Origin of the sequence: Streptomyces caelestis (assembly GCF_014205255.1) — a bacterium.
Classification (GTDB): domain Bacteria; phylum Actinomycetota; class Actinomycetes; order Streptomycetales; family Streptomycetaceae; genus Streptomyces; species Streptomyces caelestis.
Window position 1 is genome coordinate 6,343,087 of record NZ_JACHNE010000001.1, and the last position, 19,296, is coordinate 6,362,382.

Sequence of the window (19,296 nt, forward strand, 5' to 3'; positions counted from 1 at the left end):
GCCGCACGGTCGGTCACAGGGGACGGGGAAAACCGCGTAGGACTTCCGTACCGTAGGTACAGAATCATCACTGAGGGGGAGCAGCAGGTGAGCATGACGGCCTCCGCGGCAGCCACCGGAGGGGGACCCGGCACGGGAACTCCTGCCGGTGCGGGCACGGGTCTCGGTTTCTGCCGCGTCACCATCGTGGCGCCCGACAGCCGGATCGACGTGGCGCTGCCCGACGACATCCCGGTCGCCGACATCTATCCGGAGATCCTCACACTCTCCCAGCAGAGTCCCGCCGAGGGCGCACCCGTCGGCTACCACCTGGTCCGCCGGAACGGCACCGTCCTCGACAGCGCCCGTTCCTTCGCCGCCCAGCGCATCCTCGACGGCGAGCTCCTCGCGCTGCGCCCGTTCTCCGAGTCCCTGCCCCCCGCCGTCTTCGACGACGTCTCCGAAGCGGTCGCCTCCGCCGTGACCAGCGAACGCACGTTGTGGAGCGGAGACTTGACGCGCGCGGCGGGCCTCGTCGGTGGCGGCGTACTGCCGGTCCTGCTCGCCTTCGTGGCCTGGATGGGCGACCCACTCCACGACATGAACAGCCTGCCCGGCATCCTCGCCGGCGTCGCCGGTGTCCTCCTGGTCGTCCTCGCCTGCGTGCGCGCCCGGGTCTACGACGACCGGGCATCGGCCATCGCCTTGGGTCTCGGCGCCCTCCCCAACGTGGGCGCGGCCGGCTCGGGTCTCCTGCCGCTCGCCGACGGACAGGGCATCGGCAAGCTCCAGTTCCTCCTCGCCTGCGCGGCGGTGCTGCTGGCCTCGGTCCTGCTCACCCTGTGCTCGCCGAGCGGGGACGGCCCGTTCGTCGGCTTCGTCGTCGCCTCCGCCGTCGGCCTGCTCGCCGTGTTCGCGGCGATCCTCGCCGGCTGGACGCCTTCCGAGATCGCGGCCCTGTGCGCCCCGATCGCCGTCGGCGGCCTGGCCTTCCTGCCGGGCCTGTCGATGCGCTTCGCCCGGCTCCCGATCGGCTTCGACACCCCGAACACCGCCCCGCGCAGCGCGTACGACACCGACCCCACCCCCCAGGAGCCGGTCGACGCCGAGCGGGTCACCGCCATGGCGCGGCGCGGACACGAACTCCTGGTCGGCCTGGTGGGCGGCTGCGCGCTGATCGCCGTCGGTTCCTCGGCGGTCCTCGGGTTCTCCTCGAACGTCTGGGCCCAGCTCCTCGCCCTGGCGACCGGCCTGGCCCTGCTGATGCGCGCCCATCTCTTCCGGTACACCGGCCAGGTGGCCCCCGTCCTGGCCGCCGGTCTCGCCTCTCTCGTACTGCTCGGCCTCGGGCTGGCGCTCAATCCGCCGCACTCGATCGTCCGCGAGGCCCTCACGGGCGACCGCACCGACCTCGACATCCGGACCATCTGGCTCGTCGCGGCGATCGCCGCGGCGGGCGCGCTCGTCACGGCGATCGGCCTGATCGTCTCGCGCGGCGGCCTCACCCCGTTCTGGGGACGCTTCCTGGAGATCGCCGAGGGCTTCGTGCTGCTGACCCTGGTGCCGCTGGCCCTGGCTGTGTTCGACGTGTACTCGACGGTCCGCTCGATGACCAGCTGAGCCCCGACCCGCTGCCTTCGTCCAGCGGGGGCAGCGGCGGCCGCAGGTGCCGGGCTGCTGCGGGATCCGTTTCCCGCGCAGTCGGACACGCCGTCGACCGCCACGACGCAGAGCCCTGCGGGTTCGTCGGCTCGATCACTGGGTCAGCGACGAGTGCCCGTCGACCCGGTCAGGCCGTCCGTTGTCCACCCGTCACTCCGGGGCAAGCCCCCCATTGCGGGGCGCCGGCTCCAGATCGAACTCCCCGTCCCGAGCTCCCAGCACGAACGCCCGCCACTCCGCCTCCGTGTAGCGCAGCACCGTGTCCGGGTCGAGCGAGGACCGCATCGCCACGGCCCCCTCGGGCAGGTACGCGATCTCGACCCGCTCCTCGTGCTCCTCGGTGCCCGGTGCGCAGTGCCACTCGACACCGGAGATGTCGAGGGCGTAGAGCTCGTCCCGCTCCCGCTCCTTGCGTGCCTTGATCTCCTCAGCCGTCTCCGCCATGCCGTAGCGACCCCTTCCCGACGTACCAGTTCCCGGAGTGCGGATCCTCGACGTACGAACGATCCGAACCTGCTCACCCTAGTGGCCCCACCCGCCCCGTCCGGCAGGTTCGGGGACCAGCGCAAAGACGTCCCTGACCGCCTGGTACCCTGGTCGACGGCCGTTTGTGTACGCACCCTCGGAGCTCACCGCTCTGGAGGCCGCGCCCAGCGGGTCCCCGCCTTCCGAGTCACGGAAGCTCCCCCGAGAAGCAGACCGGGGGCACTCGGTGGCATTCACAGACTATGAGGAGTACGCGTGTCGCTCGACGCCGCTACGAAGAAGCAGATCATGTCCGAGTTCGGTACCAAGGAGGGCGACACCGGCTCCCCCGAGGTCCAGGTCGCTCTGCTGTCGCGTCGGATCTCCGACCTGACCGAGCACCTCAAGACCCACAAGCACGACCACCACTCCCGTCGTGGTCTGCTGATCCTGGTCGGTCAGCGCCGCCGGCTGCTGCAGTACCTCGCCAAGAAGGACATCCAGCGCTTCCGTGCGCTGGTCGACCGCCTCGGCATCCGCCGCGGTGCGGCGGGCGCCAAGTAAGACGCCGTGAAGGGAGCGGTTCCCGGCAGAAAGGGGACCGCTCCCTTTGCTGTACGTGCGGAGTGTCACCGCGGCTTTGTACTGTGGTAGCACAACGCAATACGGACGACACGCACGACAAGAAGAGGAGAAGCGCGCCTAGCCGCCGCCGGTCCTCGGTAGTGGCCCCCGGGGGGAAGCCCCGGGTGCTTCGATCGAAGACCGGCCCGCACCGCACGGAGCGCTTCTCCGCCACCGTCCCCCTGCCACACGGGCAGCGTGGGACGAAAGACGACAAAGTAACGGAGAACATGCTAGTGGAGAACGAGACCCACTACGCCGAGGCCGTCATCGACAACGGCCCCTTCGGCACCCGCACCATCCGCTTCGAGACGGGCCGCCTGGCCAAGCAGGCCGCCGGCTCCGCCGTGGCGTACCTGGACGACGACACCATGGTGCTGTCGGCCACCACCGCCTCCAAGAACCCCAAGGACCAGCTCGACTTCTTCCCGCTCACGGTGGACGTCGAGGAGCGGATGTACGCCGCCGGCAAGATCCCCGGCAGCTTCTTCCGCCGTGAGGGCCGCCCCTCCGAGGACGCGATCCTCACCTGCCGCCTGATCGACCGCCCGCTGCGCCCGTCCTTCAAGAAGGGCCTGCGCAACGAGATCCAGGTCGTCGCCACGATCATGGCGCTCAACCCCGACCACCTGTACGACGTCGTCGCGATCAACGCCGCCTCCGCGTCCACGCAGCTGGCCGGTCTGCCCTTCTCCGGCCCGATCGGCGGCGTCCGCGTCGCGCTGATCCGCGGTCAGTGGGTGGCCTTCCCGACGCACACCGAGCTCGAGGACGCCGTCTTCGACATGGTCGTCGCGGGCCGCGTCCTGGAGGACGGCGACGTCGCGATCATGATGGTCGAGGCCGAGGCCACCGAGAAGACCATCAAGCTGGTCGAGGGCGGCGCCGAGGCGCCGACCGAGGAGGTCGTCGCCGCCGGTCTGGACGCCGCGAAGCCCTTCATCAAGGTGCTCTGCAGGGCCCAGTCGGATCTCGCCTCCAAGGCCGCCAAGCCGACCGGCGAGTTCCCGATCTTCCTCGACTACCAGGACGACGTCCTGGAGGCGCTCACCGCCGCCGTCAAGCCCGAGCTCGCGCAGGCGCTCACCATCGCCGGCAAGCAGGAGCGCGAGGCCGAGCTGGACCGCGTCAAGCAGCTCGCCGCCGAGAAGCTCCTGCCGGAGTTCGAGGGCCGCGAGAAGGAGATCTCCGCCGCGTACCGCTCGCTCACCAAGCAGCTGGTCCGCGAGCGCGTGATCAAGGAGAAGAAGCGCATCGACGGCCGCGGTGTCACCGACATCCGCACCCTGGCCGCCGAGGTCGAGGCCATCCCGCGGGTCCACGGCTCCGCGGTGTTCGAGCGTGGCGAGACCCAGATCCTGGGCGTCACGACCCTGAACATGCTGCGCATGGAGCAGCAGCTGGACACCCTCTCCCCGGTGACCCGCAAGCGCTACATGCACAACTACAACTTCCCGCCGTACTCCACCGGCGAGACCGGCCGCGTCGGCTCCCCCAAGCGCCGCGAGATCGGCCACGGCGCCCTCGCCGAGCGCGCCCTGGTCCCGGTCCTGCCGGCGCGCGAGGAGTTCCCCTACGCGATCCGTCAGGTGTCCGAGGCGCTCAGCTCGAACGGCTCGACCTCCATGGGCTCGGTCTGCGCCTCCACCATGTCGCTGCTGAACGCCGGTGTGCCGCTGAAGGCCCCCGTCGCCGGTATCGCCATGGGCCTGATCTCCCAGGAGATCGAGGGCGAGACGCACTACGTCACCCTCACCGACATCCTCGGTGCGGAGGACGCCTTCGGTGACATGGACTTCAAGGTCGCCGGCACCAAGGACTTCGTGACCGCCCTCCAGCTCGACACCAAGCTGGACGGCATCCCGGCCTCCGTCCTGGCCGCCGCCCTGAAGCAGGCGCGTGACGCCCGCCTCCACATCCTCGACGTGATGATGGAAGCGATCGACACGCCGGACGAGATGTCCCCGAACGCGCCGCGGATCATCACCGTGAAGATCCCGGTCGACAAGATCGGCGAGGTCATCGGCCCCAAGGGCAAGATGATCAACCAGATCCAGGAGGACACGGGCGCCGAGATCACGATCGAGGACGACGGCACGATCTACATCGGTGCCGCCGACGGCCCCTCCGCCGAGGCCGCCCGCGCCACGATCAACGGCATCGCCAACCCGACGATGCCCGAGGTCGGCGAGCGCTACCTCGGTACGGTCGTCAAGACGACCACCTTCGGTGCGTTCGTCTCCCTGCTGCCCGGCAAGGACGGTCTGCTGCACATCTCGCAGATCCGCAAGCTGGCCGGCGGCAAGCGTGTGGAGAACGTCGAGGACGTTCTCGGTGTGGGCGCCAAGGTCCAGGTCGAGATCGCCGAGATCGACTCCCGCGGCAAGCTCTCCCTGATCCCCGTGATCGAGGGCGAGTCCGAGTCCAACGGCGGCTCCGCCGCGGGCTCCTCTGACGAGCAGAAGGACGACACCGACAAGTGACGTCGAGCAGCTCCCAGGCGACGGCCCGCACCTCTTCCGAGGCGCGGGCCGTCGCCCGTACCCAAACCCTGATCAAGGGAACCAACGGCATCGGCACGGTCCGCAAGACCACCCTCCCCGGCGGCCTGCGTATCGTCACCGAAACCCTGCCCTCGGTCCGCTCCGCGACCTTCGGTATCTGGGCGCACGTCGGCTCCCGCGACGAGACCCCGGCGCTGAACGGCGCCACCCACTACCTGGAGCACCTGCTCTTCAAGGGCACGAACCGCAGGTCCGCCCTGGACATCTCCTCCGCCATCGACGCGGTCGGCGGCGAGATGAACGCGTTCACGGCGAAGGAGTACACGTGCTACTACGCGCGCGTGCTCGACACCGACCTGCCGCTGGCCATCGACGTCGTCAGTGACATGCTGACCGGCTCGCTCATCCTCGAAGAGGACGTCGACGTCGAGCGCGGCGCCATCCTCGAAGAGATCGCCATGACCGAGGACGACCCGGGCGACTGCGTGCACGACCTGTTCGCGCACACGATGTTCGGCGACAACCCCCTCGGCCGCCCGGTCCTCGGCACGGTCGACACGGTCAACGCCCTCACCGCCGACCGCATCCGCCGCTTCTACAAGAAGCACTACGACCCGACCCACCTCGTGGTCGCGTGCGCCGGCAACGTCGACCACGCCAAGGTCGTACGGCAGGTCCGCGCCGCCTTCGAGAAGGCCGGTGCCTTCAAGGACGTCGCCGCCGAGCCCGTCGCCCCGCGCAGCGGCAAGCGCGACCTGCGCACCGCCGGCCGGGTCGAGCTGGTCGACCGCAAGACCGAGCAGGCCCATGTCGTGCTCGGCATGCCGGGTCTGTCCCGCACGGACGAGCGTCGCTGGGCCCTCGGCGTGCTGAACACCGCCCTCGGCGGCGGTATGTCGTCCCGCCTCTTCCAGGAGGTCCGCGAGAAGCGCGGCCTGGCCTACAGCGTGTACTCGTACACCTCGGGCTTCGCCGACTGCGGCCTGTTCGGCGTGTACGCGGGGTGCAGGCCGTCGCAGGTGCACGACGTGCTGAAGATCTGCCGCGACGAACTCGACCACGTCGCCGAGCACGGCCTCTCGGACGACGAGATAGGGCGCGCGATCGGCCAGCTCCAGGGCTCCACGGTCCTCGGCCTGGAGGACACCGGTGCGCTGATGAACCGCATCGGCAAGAGCGAGCTGTGCTGGGGCGAGCAGATGTCCGTCGACGACATGCTGTCGCGGATAGCTTCGGTCACCCCGGACGACGTCCGCTCGGTCGCCCGCGAGATCCTGGGACGGCGGCCCTCCCTGTCGGTCATCGGCCCGCTGAAGGACAAACAGGCGGCCCGCCTGCACGACGCCGTCGCCTGACAACCCCTGGTTAAGGAAGCACAAGAGATGAGCAAGCTGCGCGTGGCGGTCCTCGGCGCCAAGGGCCGGATCGGCTCGGAAGCGGTACGAGCCGTGGAAGCCGCCGAGGACATGGAACTGGTCGCCGCGCTGAGCCGGGGCGACCAGCTGGAGACGCTGGCCGAGACCGGCGCCCAGGTCGCGGTCGAACTGACCACGCCCGACTCGGTCATGGCCAACCTCGACTACTGCGTACGCCACGGCATCCACGCGGTCGTCGGCACCACCGGCTGGACCGACGAGCGCCTCGCGCAGCTGCAGGGCTGGCTGGAGCAGTCCCCGGAGACGGGCGTGCTCATCGCGCCCAACTTCTCCATCGGGGCCGTCCTGACCATGAAGTTCGCGCAGATCGCCGCCCCGTACTTCGAGTCCGTCGAGGTCGTCGAGCTGCACCACCCGAACAAGGTGGACGCCCCCTCCGGCACCGCCACGCGCACCGCCCAGCTCATCGCCGAGGCCCGCCGCAACGCCGGCTCCGCCCCGGCCCCGGACGCCACGGCCACCGCCCTGGACGGTGCCCGCGGCGCGGACGTCGACGGAGTGCCGGTCCACGCCGTCCGGCTGCGCGGCCTACTCGCCCACCAGGAGGTCCTGCTCGGCGCCGAGGGCGAGACCCTCACGGTCCGGCACGACTCGCTCCACCACAGCAGCTTCATGCCGGGCATCCTGCTCGGCGCCCGCCGGGTGGGGAGCGTCCCGGGCCTGACGTTCGGCCTGGAACACTTCCTGGACCTGAGCTGAGCCCCTGACCGTCATGCGCGCGAAGCTCACCTACGCCCTCACGGCCGCCGTCCTGGTCGTCTACTTCGTCCTGGTCGGCAGCCGCGGCGTCCTGCTGATCGAGACCGGCACTCCCCTCACCGTCACCTTCGGTGTCGCGGTGCTGATCCTGCCGGTCATCGGCCTGTGGTTCCTGTGGAAGAACACCCAGTTCGTCCGCAGGGCCAACGCCCTCGCCGCCGAACTCGACGCCGAGGGCGGCCTGCCCGCCGACGAACTGAGGCGCACCCCCAGCGGGCGGATCGACCGGGACTCGGCCGACGAGGTCTTCGCCAGGCGCAAGGCCGAGACGGAAGCCGCCCCCGACGACTGGCGCACCTGGTTCCGCCTCGCCGTCGCCTACCACGACGCCCGTGACACCCCGCGCGCCCGCAAGGCGATGCAACGCGCGATCGCGCTGCACGACGGCAAGCAGCCCGAGACGGCCTGAACCGCACCCCACTCACGCCGGAGGGGCCGGACCGCGAACGGTCCGGCCCCTCCGGCATGGAACCCGGGGATGACCGAGGGACGTCAGTGCGGGCGGTACTCGTCCGCCCAGGCCTCGACCGAGTCGGCCGCCCGGTCGAAGGCCTCCACCCGGCCCAGGAAGTCCGCGTTGTGCGTGGTCAGCAGTGCCGACGCGCTGTCGGGCGACTGTCCCTGCCGGACGAGCAGCAGCGCCTGCCCCTGCACCGTCCGGGGGAGCCCCAGCCAGCGCACCGGCTGCTGCACCGTGCGCACGGCGGCGACCTGCTCCCAGGACGCCGTACGGGTCGTGAGGAACCCCACGTGCCGCAGCCCGCGCGCGCTCACCCACACGCCCACGCGGAGCAGCCGCAGCGCCCCGGCGATGACGAGCAGCGAGAGCCCGAAGACCACACCGGCCGAGGCCGGTTCGGCCGTCGCCGCGATGATGACCGCCGCGAAGAGCACGAACGAGGCGAGCAGCAGCGCCAGCGCCGCCGCGCCCACCCGCCAGGGCCCGGGCCGGTACGGCCGCCGCCAGCGGTCACGGTCGTCGTACGGCAGCGGGACGTCGTCCGCCGCCTCGAAAACGCGGTCGGCCGTCAGGAAGGGCAGGGGCACGGCTGGTCCTCACTCGATCATGCGTGGGCTGTGCCCGGTGAGGCTACCGATCTGTGTCCCCGGTCACCACTGGCGGGGGCCGGATGGCGTCACCGCCGGCCCTGGGGCGGTTCAGCGACTCTCGGACGCCTGGGACTGCTGAGGCTGCTGGGCCGAATGGTCGGGCGACAGCGCGGGCGTCCCGATGACCAGGGACCCCACGAGCCCCGCCATGATGGTGAGCCCCATGAGCCATCGGCCGGCCATCTGGCCGGCGGACAGCCGCTCACGCGGTGGGGGAGTGACATTGCTGCGGAACCTGTCGGCCTCGGCGACGAAGGCAAACGGTACGGGTTCACGCCGACCGAACATCAGGGGTGCGTCTCCTTCAAGGGTGGAACGGATCACTTTCGTCTGTAGAGACGAACGAACTCCCTCAGAGGTGCCCTGTTTCACCGACTTCATTGCGGCACGGCACCGATCGCGCGATTTTCCTCGGGCCGTAGAGTGGCGTCGCCACACGACGAGATGGGAAGGCCCTGCCAACCGTGACCGACACCCCCGCCGACGACCTCAAGCCCAGCTATCGCAGCGATGTGACCGTCGAGCTGGTCAAGCACACCGCGTCCGACGCGGACGTCCTTTTCGCCGCCCGCGTCTCGACCCTCGGCGAGCAGTCCCTGGACGAGCTGGACAAGGACCCCGAGCGTTCCAAGGGCCTGATCAACTACCTGATGCGGGACCGGCACGGCAGCCCCTTCGAGCACAACTCGATGACCTTCTTCATCAGCGCCCCGATCTTCGTCTTCCGCGAGTTCATGCGGCACCGCGTCGGCTGGTCGTACAACGAGGAAAGCGGCCGCTACCGGGAGCTCCAGCCGGTCTTCTACGTCCCCGACGAGTCCCGCAAGCTCGTCCAGGAGGGCCGCCCCGGCAAGTACGTCTTCGTGGAGGGCACCCAGGCCCAGCAGGAGCTGGTCGGCCGCGTGATGGAGGACTCCTACCGGCAGGCCTACGAGGCCTACCAGGAGATGCTCGCCGCCGGCGTCGCCCGGGAGGTCGCCCGCGCGGTCCTCCCGGTCGGCCTGTACTCCTCGATGTACGCCACCTGCAACGCCCGCTCGCTGATGCACTTCCTCGGCCTGCGCACCCAGCACGAGCTGGCCAAGGTCCCGTCCTTCCCGCAGCGCGAGATCGAGATGGTCGGCGAGAAGATGGAGGCCGAGTGGGCCCGGCTCATGCCGCTCACCTACGCCGCCTTCAACGCGAACGGTCGCGTGGCGCCGTAACGCGCCCCCGGTTCCCCGATCAGGTACAGATGTACGGTTCAGCCGCACGAAGTGTCCGTATTGCGGCATTTGGAGAAGTTCATCTAGCCTGATCAAACGGGTCCGGCACTGCTTGAACCCCCGAGCAGGCAGTGCCGGGCTCCACCTTTGTCACGATCTGTCGCCTCCCCCTAGGGCAGACCCGGTCCTGAGCAACGAGTAGCGTGTAACCCATGGCTCCGACCTCGACTCCGCAGACCCCCTTCGGGCGGGTCCTCACCGCCATGGTCACGCCCTTCAAGGCGGACGGCGCACTCGACCTCGACGGCGCGCAGCGACTCGCCACCCACCTGGTGGACGCAGGCAACGACGGCCTCGTCATCAACGGCACCACGGGCGAGTCGGCGACCACCAGCGATGCGGAGAAAGCGGATCTCGTACGGGCGGTCCTGGAAGCCGTCGGCGACCGCGCCCACGTCGTGGCCGGAGTCGGCACGAACAACACGCACCACAGCATCGAACTCGCCCGCGCGGCAGAGCGCACCGGCGCACACGGCCTGCTCCTCGTGACCCCGTACTACAACAAGCCCCCGCAAGAGGGCCTCTACCGGCACTTCACGGCCGTCGCCGACGCCACCGAGCTGCCGGTCATGCTCTACGACATCCCCGGCCGCAGCGGCGTCCCGATCAACACGGAGACGCTCGTCCGCCTCGCCGAGCACCCCCGGATCGTCGCCAACAAGGACGCCAAGGGTGACCTGGGCCGGGCGAGCTGGGCCATCGCCCGTTCCGGCCTCGCCTGGTACTCCGGCGACGACATGCTGAACCTGCCCCTGCTCTCCGTGGGCGCGGTCGGCTTCGTCTCGGTCGTCGGCCACGTGGTCACCCCCGAGCTGCGCGCCCTGGTCGAGGCGTACACCTCGGGCGACGTCCAGAAGGCCACCGAGATCCACCAGAAGCTGCTCTCGGTCTACACGGGCATGTTCCGCACCCAGGGCGTGATGACGACCAAGGCGGCGCTCGCACTGAAGGGCCTGCCCGGCGGGCCCCTGCGCGCCCCCATGGTCGAGTGCACGCCCGAGGAGATCGAGCAACTCAAGATCGATCTTGCCGCCGGCGGGGTACAGCTCTGACACCAGACTTCGCGCGGCCCCCGCGCACCTGCTTCACAACTGAATAAGCGGGCCACCGGTGCCCGCACCACTCCATACGACAACTGCTTCTGCACGAACGTCACGCGCGCCACGTGCCCTACCGGTACGTGGCGCGCGTGGTGAGGAGAGTCTTTTGAGTCATCCGCATCCCGAACTCAGCCCGCCCCCGCCGCTCCCCGAAGGCGGCCTGCGGGTCACCCCGCTCGGCGGTCTCGGCGAAATCGGCCGGAACATGACGGTCTTCGAGTACGGCGGCCGCCTGCTGATCGTCGACTGCGGAGTGCTCTTCCCCGAGGAGGAGCAGCCCGGAATCGACCTGATCCTGCCGGACTTCTCGTCCATCAGGGACCGTCTCGACGACATCGAGGGCATCGTCCTCACGCACGGCCACGAGGACCACATCGGCGGCGTCCCCTTCCTCCTGCGGGAGAAGCCGGACATCCCGCTGATCGGCTCCAAGCTGACCCTCGCCCTCATCGAGGCCAAGCTCCAGGAGCACCGCATCCGCCCGTACACCCTGGAGGTGGCGGAAGGGCACCGCGAGCGCATCGGCCCCTTCGACTGCGAGTTCGTCGCGGTCAACCACTCCATTCCCGACGCGCTGGCCGTCGCCATCCGCACCCCCGCGGGCATGGTGGTCCACACCGGCGACTTCAAGATGGACCAGCTCCCTCTGGACAGCCGCCTCACGGACCTCCACGCGTTCGCCCGCCTCAGCGAGGAGGGCATCGACCTCCTGCTCTCGGATTCGACGAACGCCGAAGTCCCGGGCTTCGTCCCGCCCGAGCGGGAGATCTCCAACGTCCTGCGCCAGGTCTTCGCCGGCGCCCGCAAGCGCATCATCGTCGCGAGCTTCGCCAGCCACGTCCACCGCATCCAGCAGATCCTGGACGCGGCGCACGAGTACGGCCGCCGCGTCGCCTTCGTCGGGCGGTCGATGGTCCGCAACATGGGCATCGCGCGAGATCTGGGCTACCTGAAGGTCCCCCCGGGCCTGGTCGTGGACGTCAAGACGCTCGACGACCTCCCGGACAGCGAGGTGGTCCTCGTCTGCACGGGCTCCCAGGGCGAACCCATGGCGGCGCTCTCCAGGATGGCCAACAGGGACCACCAGATCCGCATCGTCCAGGGCGACACGGTGATCCTGGCGTCGTCCCTGATTCCCGGCAACGAGAACGCGGTCTACCGCGTGATCAACGGCCTGACCCGCTGGGGCGCCCACGTGGTCCACAAGGGCAACGCCAAGGTCCACGTCTCCGGCCACGCGTCCGCGGGCGAGCTGCTGTACTTCTACAACATCTGCCGCCCGAAGAACCTGATGCCGGTGCACGGCGAATGGCGCCACCTGCGCGCCAACGCCGAGCTGGGCGCCCTGACCGGCGTCCCGCACGACCGCATCGTCATCGCCGAGGACGGCGTCGCCGTCGACCTCGTCGAGGGCAAGGCCAAGATCTCGGGCAAGGTCCAGGCGGGTTACGTCTACGTCGACGGCCTCTCGGTCGGCGACGTGGGAGAGCCGGCCCTCAAGGACCGCAAGATCCTCGGCGACGAGGGCATCATCTCGGTCTTCGTGGTCATGGACTCGTCCACCGGGAAGATCACCGGCGGCCCGCACATCCAGGCCCGCGGCTCCGGCATCGAGGACTCCGCCTTCGGCGACGTGATCCCCAGGGTCACGGAGGTACTCGAGCGCTCCGCCCAGGACGGCGTGGTCGAACCCCACCAGCTGCAGCAGCTCATTCGCCGCACGCTGGGCAAGTGGGTCTCGGACACGTACCGGCGCCGGCCGATGATCCTGCCTGTGGTCGTCGAGGTCTGACGGTCCGTCGGGCCTGAGCAGGCGCCAACTGGGAGCGGGGCTCCTCGATTTGCATCGAGGAGCCCCGCTCCAGTAGGTTTGCAACTCCTTCCGAAGGGGCACCCGGCCGACTCAGGCACGGGGATCATGCCCGGCCGAGGAAGGGAAATCCGACTCAGAAACCTCTGATAAAGTCGGAATCGCCGGAAAGGGAAACGCGGAAGCGGGAACCTGGAAAGCACCGAGGAAATCGGGTCGAGAAAAGATCTGATAGAGTCGGAAACGCAAGACCGAAGGGAAGCGCCCGGAGGAAAGCCCGAGAGGGTGAGTACAAAGGAAGCGACCGTTCCTTGAGAACTCAACAGCGTGCCAAAAGTCAACGCCAGATATGTTGATACCCCGTCTCCAGCATCAGCTGGGGCGAGGTTCCTTTGAAAAAACACAGCGAGGACGCTGTGAACGGCCGGGCTTATTCCGCCTGGCTGTTCCGCTCTCGTGGTGTTGCACCGGATTACCGGTACACATTCACGGAGAGTTTGATCCTGGCTCAGGACGAACGCTGGCGGCGTGCTTAACACATGCAAGTCGAACGATGAACCACTTCGGTGGGGATTAGTGGCGAACGGGTGAGTAACACGTGGGCAATCTGCCCTGCACTCTGGGACAAGCCCTGGAAACGGGGTCTAATACCGGATACTGACCATCTTGGGCATCCAAGGTGTTCGAAAGCTCCGGCGGTGCAGGATGAGCCCGCGGCCTATCAGCTTGTTGGTGAGGTAATGGCTCACCAAGGCGACGACGGGTAGCCGGCCTGAGAGGGCGACCGGCCACACTGGGACTGAGACACGGCCCAGACTCCTACGGGAGGCAGCAGTGGGGAATATTGCACAATGGGCGAAAGCCTGATGCAGCGACGCCGCGTGAGGGATGACGGCCTTCGGGTTGTAAACCTCTTTCAGCAGGGAAGAAGCGAAAGTGACGGTACCTGCAGAAGAAGCGCCGGCTAACTACGTGCCAGCAGCCGCGGTAATACGTAGGGCGCGAGCGTTGTCCGGAATTATTGGGCGTAAAGAGCTCGTAGGCGGCTTGTCGCGTCGGTTGTGAAAGCCCGGGGCTTAACCCCGGGTCTGCAGTCGATACGGGCAGGCTAGAGTTCGGTAGGGGAGATCGGAATTCCTGGTGTAGCGGTGAAATGCGCAGATATCAGGAGGAACACCGGTGGCGAAGGCGGATCTCTGGGCCGATACTGACGCTGAGGAGCGAAAGCGTGGGGAGCGAACAGGATTAGATACCCTGGTAGTCCACGCCGTAAACGGTGGGCACTAGGTGTGGGCAACATTCCACGTTGTCCGTGCCGCAGCTAACGCATTAAGTGCCCCGCCTGGGGAGTACGGCCGCAAGGCTAAAACTCAAAGGAATTGACGGGGGCCCGCACAAGCGGCGGAGCATGTGGCTTAATTCGACGCAACGCGAAGAACCTTACCAAGGCTTGACATACACCGGAAAACCCTGGAGACAGGGTCCCCCTTGTGGTCGGTGTACAGGTGGTGCATGGCTGTCGTCAGCTCGTGTCGTGAGATGTTGGGTTAAGTCCCGCAACGAGCGCAACCCTTGTCCCGTGTTGCCAGCAAGCCCTTCGGGGTGTTGGGGACTCACGGGAGACCGCCGGGGTCAACTCGGAGGAAGGTGGGGACGACGTCAAGTCATCATGCCCCTTATGTCTTGGGCTGCACACGTGCTACAATGGCCGGTACAATGAGCTGCGATACCGCGAGGTGGAGCGAATCTCAAAAAGCCGGTCTCAGTTCGGATTGGGGTCTGCAACTCGACCCCATGAAGTCGGAGTCGCTAGTAATCGCAGATCAGCATTGCTGCGGTGAATACGTTCCCGGGCCTTGTACACACCGCCCGTCACGTCACGAAAGTCGGTAACACCCGAAGCCGGTGGCCCAACCCCCTTGTGGGGAGGGAGCTGTCGAAGGTGGGACTGGCGATTGGGACGAAGTCGTAACAAGGTAGCCGTACCGGAAGGTGCGGCTGGATCACCTCCTTTCTAAGGAGCACTTCTTACCGATCCCTTCGGGGTGAGGTCAGAGGCCAGTACATCAGCGAATGTCTGATGCTGGTTGCTCATGGGTGGAACGTTGACTACTCGGCACGGTCCAGGATGGATCAGGCGCTAGTACTGCTCTTCGGAGCGTGGAACGCTGATCTGGTCAGCTGGCTGTGTCGGGCACGCTGTTGGGTGTCTGAGGGAATGGATTTTTCCTCAGTCGCCGGCCCCAGTGAACTCGCCTGTAAAGGTGGGGTGATGGGTGGCTGGTCGTTGTTTGAGAACTGCACAGTGGACGCGAGCATCTGTGGCCAAGTTTTTAAGGGCGCACGGTGGATGCCTTGGCACCAGGAACCGATGAAGGACGTGGGAGGCCACGATAGTCCCCGGGGAGTCGTCAACCAGGCTTTGATCCGGGGGTTTCCGAATGGGGAAACCCGGCAGTCGTCATGGGCTGTCACCCTTGCCTGAACACATAGGGCAAGTGGAGGGAACGCGGGGAAGTGAAACATCTCAGTACCCGCAGGAAGAGAAAACAACCGTGATTCCGGGAGTAGTGGCGAGCGAAACCGGATGAGGCCAAACCGTATGCGTGTGAGACCCGGCAGGGGTTGCGTATACGGGGTTGTGGGATCTCTCTTTCATGGTCTGCCGGCCGTGAGACGAGTCAGAAACCGTTGATGTAGGCGAAGGACATGCGAAAGGTCCGGCGTAGAGGGTAAGACCCCCGTAGTCGAAACATCAGCGGCTCGTTTGAGAGACACCCAAGTAGCACGGGGCCCGAGAAATCCCGTGTGAATCTGGCGGGACCACCCGCTAAGCCTAAATATTCCCTGGTGACCGATAGCGGATAGTACCGTGAGGGAATGGTGAAAAGTACCGCGGGAGCGGAGTGAAATAGTACCTGAAACCGTGTGCCTACAAGCCGTGGGAGCGTCGGAATGAAGACTTGTCTTCATTCTCGTGACTGCGTGCCTTTTGAAGAATGAGCCTGCGAGTTTGCGGTGTGTTGCGAGGTTAACCCGTGTGGGGAAGCCGTAGCGAAAGCGAGTCCGAATAGGGCGTTTGAGTAGCACGCTCAAGACCCGAAGCGGAGTGATCTAGCCATGGGCAGGTTGAAGCGGAGGTAAGACTTCGTGGAGGACCGAACCCACCAGGGTTGAAAACCTGGGGGATGACCTGTGGTTAGGGGTGAAAGGCCAATCAAACTCCGTGATAGCTGGTTCTCCCCGAAATGCATTTAGGTGCAGCGTCGTGTGTTTCTTGCCGGAGGTAGAGCACTGGATAGGCGATGGGCCCTACCGGGTTACTGACCTTAGCCAAACTCCGAATGCCGGTAAGTGAGAGCGCGGCAGTGAGACTGTGGGGGATAAGCTCCATGGTCGAGAGGGAAACAGCCCAGAGCATCGACTAAGGCCCCTAAGCGTACGCTAAGTGGGAAAGGATGTGGAGTCGCAGAGACAACCAGGAGGTTGGCTTAGAAGCAGCCACCCTTGAAAGAGTGCGTAATAGCTCACTGGTCTAGTGATTCCGCGCCGACAATGTAGCGGGGCTCAAGCGTACCGCCGAAGTCGTGTCATTGCAGCAATACGGCCAACGCCGGCTGTGATGGGTAGGGGAGCGTCGTGTGCCGGGTGAAGCAGCCGCGTAAGCGAGTTGTGGACGGTTCACGAGTGAGAATGCAGGCATGAGTAGCGATTCACACGTGAGAAACGTGTGCGCCGATTGACTAAGGGTTCCTGGGTCAAGCTGATCTGCCCAGGGTAAGTCGGGACCTAAGGCGAGGCCGACAGGCGTAGTCGATGGATAACCGGTTGATATTCCGGTACCCGCTGTGAAGCGTCAAACATCGAGCCCGCTGATGCTAAGGCCGTGAAGCCGTCCTGGAGCCTTCGGGCAAAGGGGAGTGGTGGAGCCGCCGAACCAAGGTGGTAGTAGGTGAGTGATGGGGTGACGCAGGAAGGTAGTCCAGCCCGGGCGGTGGTTGTCCCGGGGTAAGGGTGTAGGCCGTGCGATAGGTAAATCCGTCGTACATGTGGCTGAGACCTGATGCCGAGCCGATTGTGGTGAAGTGGATGATCCTATGCTGTCGAGAAAAGCCTCTAGCGAGTTTCATGGCGGCCCGTACCCTAAACCGACTCAGGTGGTCAGGTAGAGAATACCGAGGCGTTCGGGTGAACTATGGTTAAGGAACTCGGCAAAATGCCCCCGTAACTTCGGGAGAAGGGGGGCCACGCTTGGTGAGAGGACTTGCTCCTCGAGCTGGGGGTGGCCGCAGAGACCAGCGAGAAGCGACTGTTTACTAAAAACACAGGTCCGTGCGAAGCCGTAAGGCGATGTATACGGACTGACGCCTGCCCGGTGCTGGAACGTTAAGGGGACCGGTTAGTCACTCTTCGGGGTGGCGAAGCTGAGAACTTAAGCGCCAGTAAACGGCGGTGGTAACTATAACCATCCTAAGGTAGCGAAATTCCTTGTCGGGTAAGTTCCGACCTGCACGAATGGCGTAACGACTTCTCGACTGTCTCAACCATAGGCCCGGTGAAATTGCACTACGAGTAAAGATGCTCGTTTCGCGCAGCAGGACGGAAAGACCCCGGGACCTTTACTACAGTTTGATATTGGTGTTCGGTTCGGCTTGTGTAGGATAGCTGGGAGACTGTGAACTCTGGACGCCAGTTCAGGGGGAGTCGTCGTTGAAATACCAGTCTGGTCGTGCTGGATGTCTAACCTGGGTCCGTGATCCGGATCAGGGACAGTGTCTGATGGGTAGTTTAACTGGGGCGGTTGCCTCCTAAAGAGTAACGGAGGCGCCCAAAGGTTCCCTCAGCCTGGTTGGCAATCAGGTGTTGAGTGTAAGTGCACAAGGGAGCTTGACTGTGAGACCGACGGGTCGAGCAGGGACGAAAGTCGGGACTAGTGATCCGGCGGTGGCTTGTGGAAGCGCCGTCGCTCAACGGATAAAAGGTACCCCGGGGATAACAGGCTGATCTTCCCCAAGAGTCCATATCGACGGGATGGTTTGGCACCTCGATGTCGGCTCGTCGCATCCTGGGGCTGGAGTCGGTCCCAAGGGTTGGGCTGTTCGCCCATTAAAGCGGCACGCGAGCTGGGTTTAGAACGTCGTGAGACAGTTCGGTCCCTATCCGCTGCGCGCGTAGGAGTCTTGAGAAGGGCTGTCCCTAGTACGAGAGGACCGGGACGGACGAACCTCTGGTGTGCCAGTTGTTCTGCCAAGGGCATGGCTGGTTGGCTACGTTCGGGAGGGATAACCGCTGAAAGCATCTAAGCGGGAAGCCTGCTTCGAGATGAGGACTCCCACCTCCTAGAGAGGGTAAGGCTCCCAGTAGACGACTGGGTTGATAGGCCGGATATGGAAGCACGGTAACGTGTGGAGTTGACCGGTACTAATAGGCCGAGGGCTTGTCCTCAGTTGCTCGCGTCCACTGTGTTGGTTCTGAAACCACGAACAGCCCCACGTGCCACACGTGGTGCGGCTGACAGTTTCATAGTGTTTCGGTGGTTATAGCGTAGGGGAAACGCCCGGTTACATTCCGAACCCGGAAGCTAAGCCTTACAGCGCCGATGGTACTGCAGGGGGGACCCTGTGGGAGAGTAGGACGCCGCCGAACAAATATTGACAGGGTTGGACCCGTAACTTCGGTTACGGGTCCAACCCTTTTTTGTTCTCCGTCACTTGAAGTTCACGTTGCGCGATCAGCATGCACAGCATGGGTACTGCTGCAATGCTCAGGGCCGCCGGTGTCGGACTCGGTGACGAGGTCATCGTGCCGGCCTTCGGGAACGTCGAGGTCGCCGAGGCCGTGGCCAAGGCCGGGGCGCTGCCGGTGTTCGCCGACATAGATCCGGTCACCTACTGCCTCGACGCCTCCGCTGTGGAAGCGGTGGTGACTCCGCGGACCGCGGCCGTGGTGGTCGTACACCGCTTCGGGCGGCTTGCCGACATCGCGAGCCTGCACGCGCTGGGAGCGCGGCACGGGCTGCTCGTGCTGGAGCAGGGGGAGTCCGAGGCGCCGTACGACGAGATAGCCCAGCGCAGGGAGCGGGCGGCTTATCTCCATGCGAAGTTGAGGGGTGTGCGGACGCCGGACGACGGTGACGGGCACACCTACCAGCAGTACGTCGTGCGCGTTCCGGGCAACGGGCGACCGGATCGGGACGCTTTCGCGCGGGCTGTGCGGGCCAAGGGAGTCGAATGCCGGGTGCCGGTGAAGACTCCGGTGCATCGACTGCCCGAATTCCGGCGGTGTGTTTCTCTCCCGGAGACGGAGCGGGCTTCCGACGAGACGCTCGCGCTGCCTGTGGACGCCACCCTGACCAAGCGGGACATGCAGCGGATCGTGTCCGCCTGTAATGCCCTTGGAGGGCTTCTTCAGCCGGCCTTCTGAGGTGGTTGGGAGCACGGGTCTGTTCGGGGTATGATCTATTCCGTTGCCGCGCGGGAAACCGCAACGCGACAGGCCCCTATAGCTCAGTCGGTAGAGCGTCTCCATGGTAAGGAGAAGGTCAACGGTTCGATTCCGTTTGGGGGCTCCAGCAAAAAGGCC

The 19,296-nt window shown here is 66.1% G+C and carries 13 protein-coding genes, 1 tRNA gene and 3 rRNA genes; 14 read left to right on the plus strand and 3 right to left on the minus strand.

What is annotated here, in order from left to right; all coding sequences use genetic code 11:
- The first annotated feature begins 87 nt into the window (after positions 1-87).
- Positions 88-1,599, plus strand: a complete 1,512-nt coding sequence (gene eccD, locus HDA41_RS29175; RefSeq protein ID WP_230299675.1) for a type VII secretion integral membrane protein EccD — start codon at positions 88-90, stop codon at positions 1,597-1,599.
- Positions 1,600-1,791: 192 nt separating this feature from the next.
- Here eccD and HDA41_RS29180 read toward each other — a convergent pair whose 3' ends face one another.
- Positions 1,792-2,085: a DUF397 domain-containing protein gene (locus tag HDA41_RS29180; RefSeq protein ID WP_184989017.1), complete on the minus strand. Its 294-nt coding sequence runs from the start codon at positions 2,083-2,085 to the stop codon at positions 1,792-1,794.
- A 297-nt stretch (positions 2,086-2,382) separates the two neighbouring features.
- On the opposite strand from HDA41_RS29180, the gene rpsO reads away from it, so the two are divergent.
- The 5 genes from rpsO (at position 2,383) to HDA41_RS29205 (ending at position 7,838) form a co-directional block, all read left to right on the plus strand.
- A complete protein-coding gene (rpsO, locus tag HDA41_RS29185) occupies positions 2,383-2,670 on the plus strand; it encodes a 30S ribosomal protein S15 (protein WP_010042739.1) in 288 nt (95 codons plus the stop codon).
- Positions 2,671-2,966: 296 nt separating this feature from the next.
- Positions 2,967-5,213 (plus strand): polyribonucleotide nucleotidyltransferase, encoded by a 2,247-nt coding sequence (locus HDA41_RS29190; protein ID WP_184989021.1) that lies wholly within the window; start codon positions 2,967-2,969, stop codon positions 5,211-5,213.
- A complete protein-coding gene (locus HDA41_RS29195) occupies positions 5,210-6,589 on the plus strand; it encodes a M16 family metallopeptidase (RefSeq protein WP_184989024.1) in 1,380 nt (459 codons plus the stop codon). Before HDA41_RS29190 ends, HDA41_RS29195 begins: the two co-directional genes overlap by 4 nt.
- Before the next feature lie 27 nt (positions 6,590-6,616).
- Positions 6,617-7,369, plus strand: coding sequence for a 4-hydroxy-tetrahydrodipicolinate reductase (gene dapB, locus HDA41_RS29200; RefSeq protein WP_184989027.1), 753 nt, complete (start codon positions 6,617-6,619; stop codon positions 7,367-7,369).
- A 13-nt stretch (positions 7,370-7,382) separates the two neighbouring features.
- Positions 7,383-7,838, plus strand: coding sequence for a tetratricopeptide repeat protein (locus tag HDA41_RS29205; RefSeq protein WP_184989030.1), 456 nt, complete (start codon positions 7,383-7,385; stop codon positions 7,836-7,838).
- Positions 7,839-7,921: 83 nt separating this feature from the next.
- Here HDA41_RS29205 and HDA41_RS29210 read toward each other — a convergent pair whose 3' ends face one another.
- Both HDA41_RS29210 and HDA41_RS29215 read right to left on the minus strand, forming a co-directional pair.
- Positions 7,922-8,476, minus strand: coding sequence for an SCO5741 family PH domain-containing membrane protein (locus tag HDA41_RS29210; protein ID WP_184989033.1), 555 nt, complete (start codon positions 8,474-8,476; stop codon positions 7,922-7,924).
- Between the two features lie 111 nt (positions 8,477-8,587).
- On the minus strand, positions 8,588-8,827 hold the full coding sequence (locus HDA41_RS29215) for a hypothetical protein (protein WP_184989036.1): 240 nt from the start codon (positions 8,825-8,827) through the stop codon (positions 8,588-8,590).
- 176 nt (positions 8,828-9,003) lie between these two features.
- On the opposite strand from HDA41_RS29215, the gene thyX reads away from it, so the two are divergent.
- From thyX to HDA41_RS29255, 8 genes are all read left to right on the plus strand, one after another.
- Positions 9,004-9,744: an FAD-dependent thymidylate synthase gene (gene thyX, locus HDA41_RS29220; RefSeq protein WP_184989039.1), complete on the plus strand. Its 741-nt coding sequence runs from the start codon at positions 9,004-9,006 to the stop codon at positions 9,742-9,744.
- 212 nt (positions 9,745-9,956) lie between these two features.
- Complete coding sequence (gene dapA, locus HDA41_RS29225; protein ID WP_184989041.1) at positions 9,957-10,856, plus strand: 4-hydroxy-tetrahydrodipicolinate synthase; 900 nt, start codon at positions 9,957-9,959, stop codon at positions 10,854-10,856.
- Positions 10,857-11,010: 154 nt separating this feature from the next.
- A complete protein-coding gene (locus HDA41_RS29230; protein WP_184989044.1) occupies positions 11,011-12,696 on the plus strand; it encodes a ribonuclease J in 1,686 nt (561 codons plus the stop codon).
- A 503-nt stretch (positions 12,697-13,199) separates the two neighbouring features.
- Positions 13,200-14,728, plus strand: a 16S ribosomal RNA gene (locus HDA41_RS29235).
- A 309-nt stretch (positions 14,729-15,037) separates the two neighbouring features.
- Positions 15,038-18,159 (plus strand): 23S ribosomal RNA (locus HDA41_RS29240).
- An 84-nt stretch (positions 18,160-18,243) separates the two neighbouring features.
- A 5S ribosomal RNA gene (gene rrf / locus HDA41_RS29245) occupies positions 18,244-18,360 on the plus strand.
- Together the 16S, 23S and 5S rRNA genes form the textbook arrangement of a ribosomal RNA operon.
- 114 nt (positions 18,361-18,474) lie before the next feature.
- On the plus strand, positions 18,475-19,137 hold the full coding sequence (locus tag HDA41_RS29250) for a DegT/DnrJ/EryC1/StrS family aminotransferase (protein WP_184993819.1): 663 nt from the start codon (positions 18,475-18,477) through the stop codon (positions 19,135-19,137).
- Positions 19,138-19,209: 72 nt separating this feature from the next.
- Positions 19,210-19,285, plus strand: a tRNA-Thr gene (locus HDA41_RS29255).
- The last annotated feature ends 11 nt before the right edge of the window (positions 19,286-19,296 follow it).

Bases quoted from the DNA above. Each gene is read 5' to 3' on its own strand.
- HDA41_RS29250 (WP_184993819.1), top strand. From the start codon at position 18,475: ATGCTCAGGGCCGCCGGTGTCGGACTCGGTGACGAGGTCATCGTGCCG.
- HDA41_RS29180 (WP_184989017.1), bottom strand. From the start codon at position 2,085: ATGGCGGAGACGGCTGAGGAGATCAAGGCACGCAAGGAGCGGGAGCGG.
- dapA (WP_184989041.1), top strand. From the start codon at position 9,957: ATGGCTCCGACCTCGACTCCGCAGACCCCCTTCGGGCGGGTCCTCACC.
- HDA41_RS29205 (WP_184989030.1), top strand. From the start codon at position 7,383: ATGCGCGCGAAGCTCACCTACGCCCTCACGGCCGCCGTCCTGGTCGTC.
- HDA41_RS29215 (WP_184989036.1), bottom strand. From the start codon at position 8,827: ATGTTCGGTCGGCGTGAACCCGTACCGTTTGCCTTCGTCGCCGAGGCC.
- dapB (WP_184989027.1), top strand. From the start codon at position 6,617: ATGAGCAAGCTGCGCGTGGCGGTCCTCGGCGCCAAGGGCCGGATCGGC.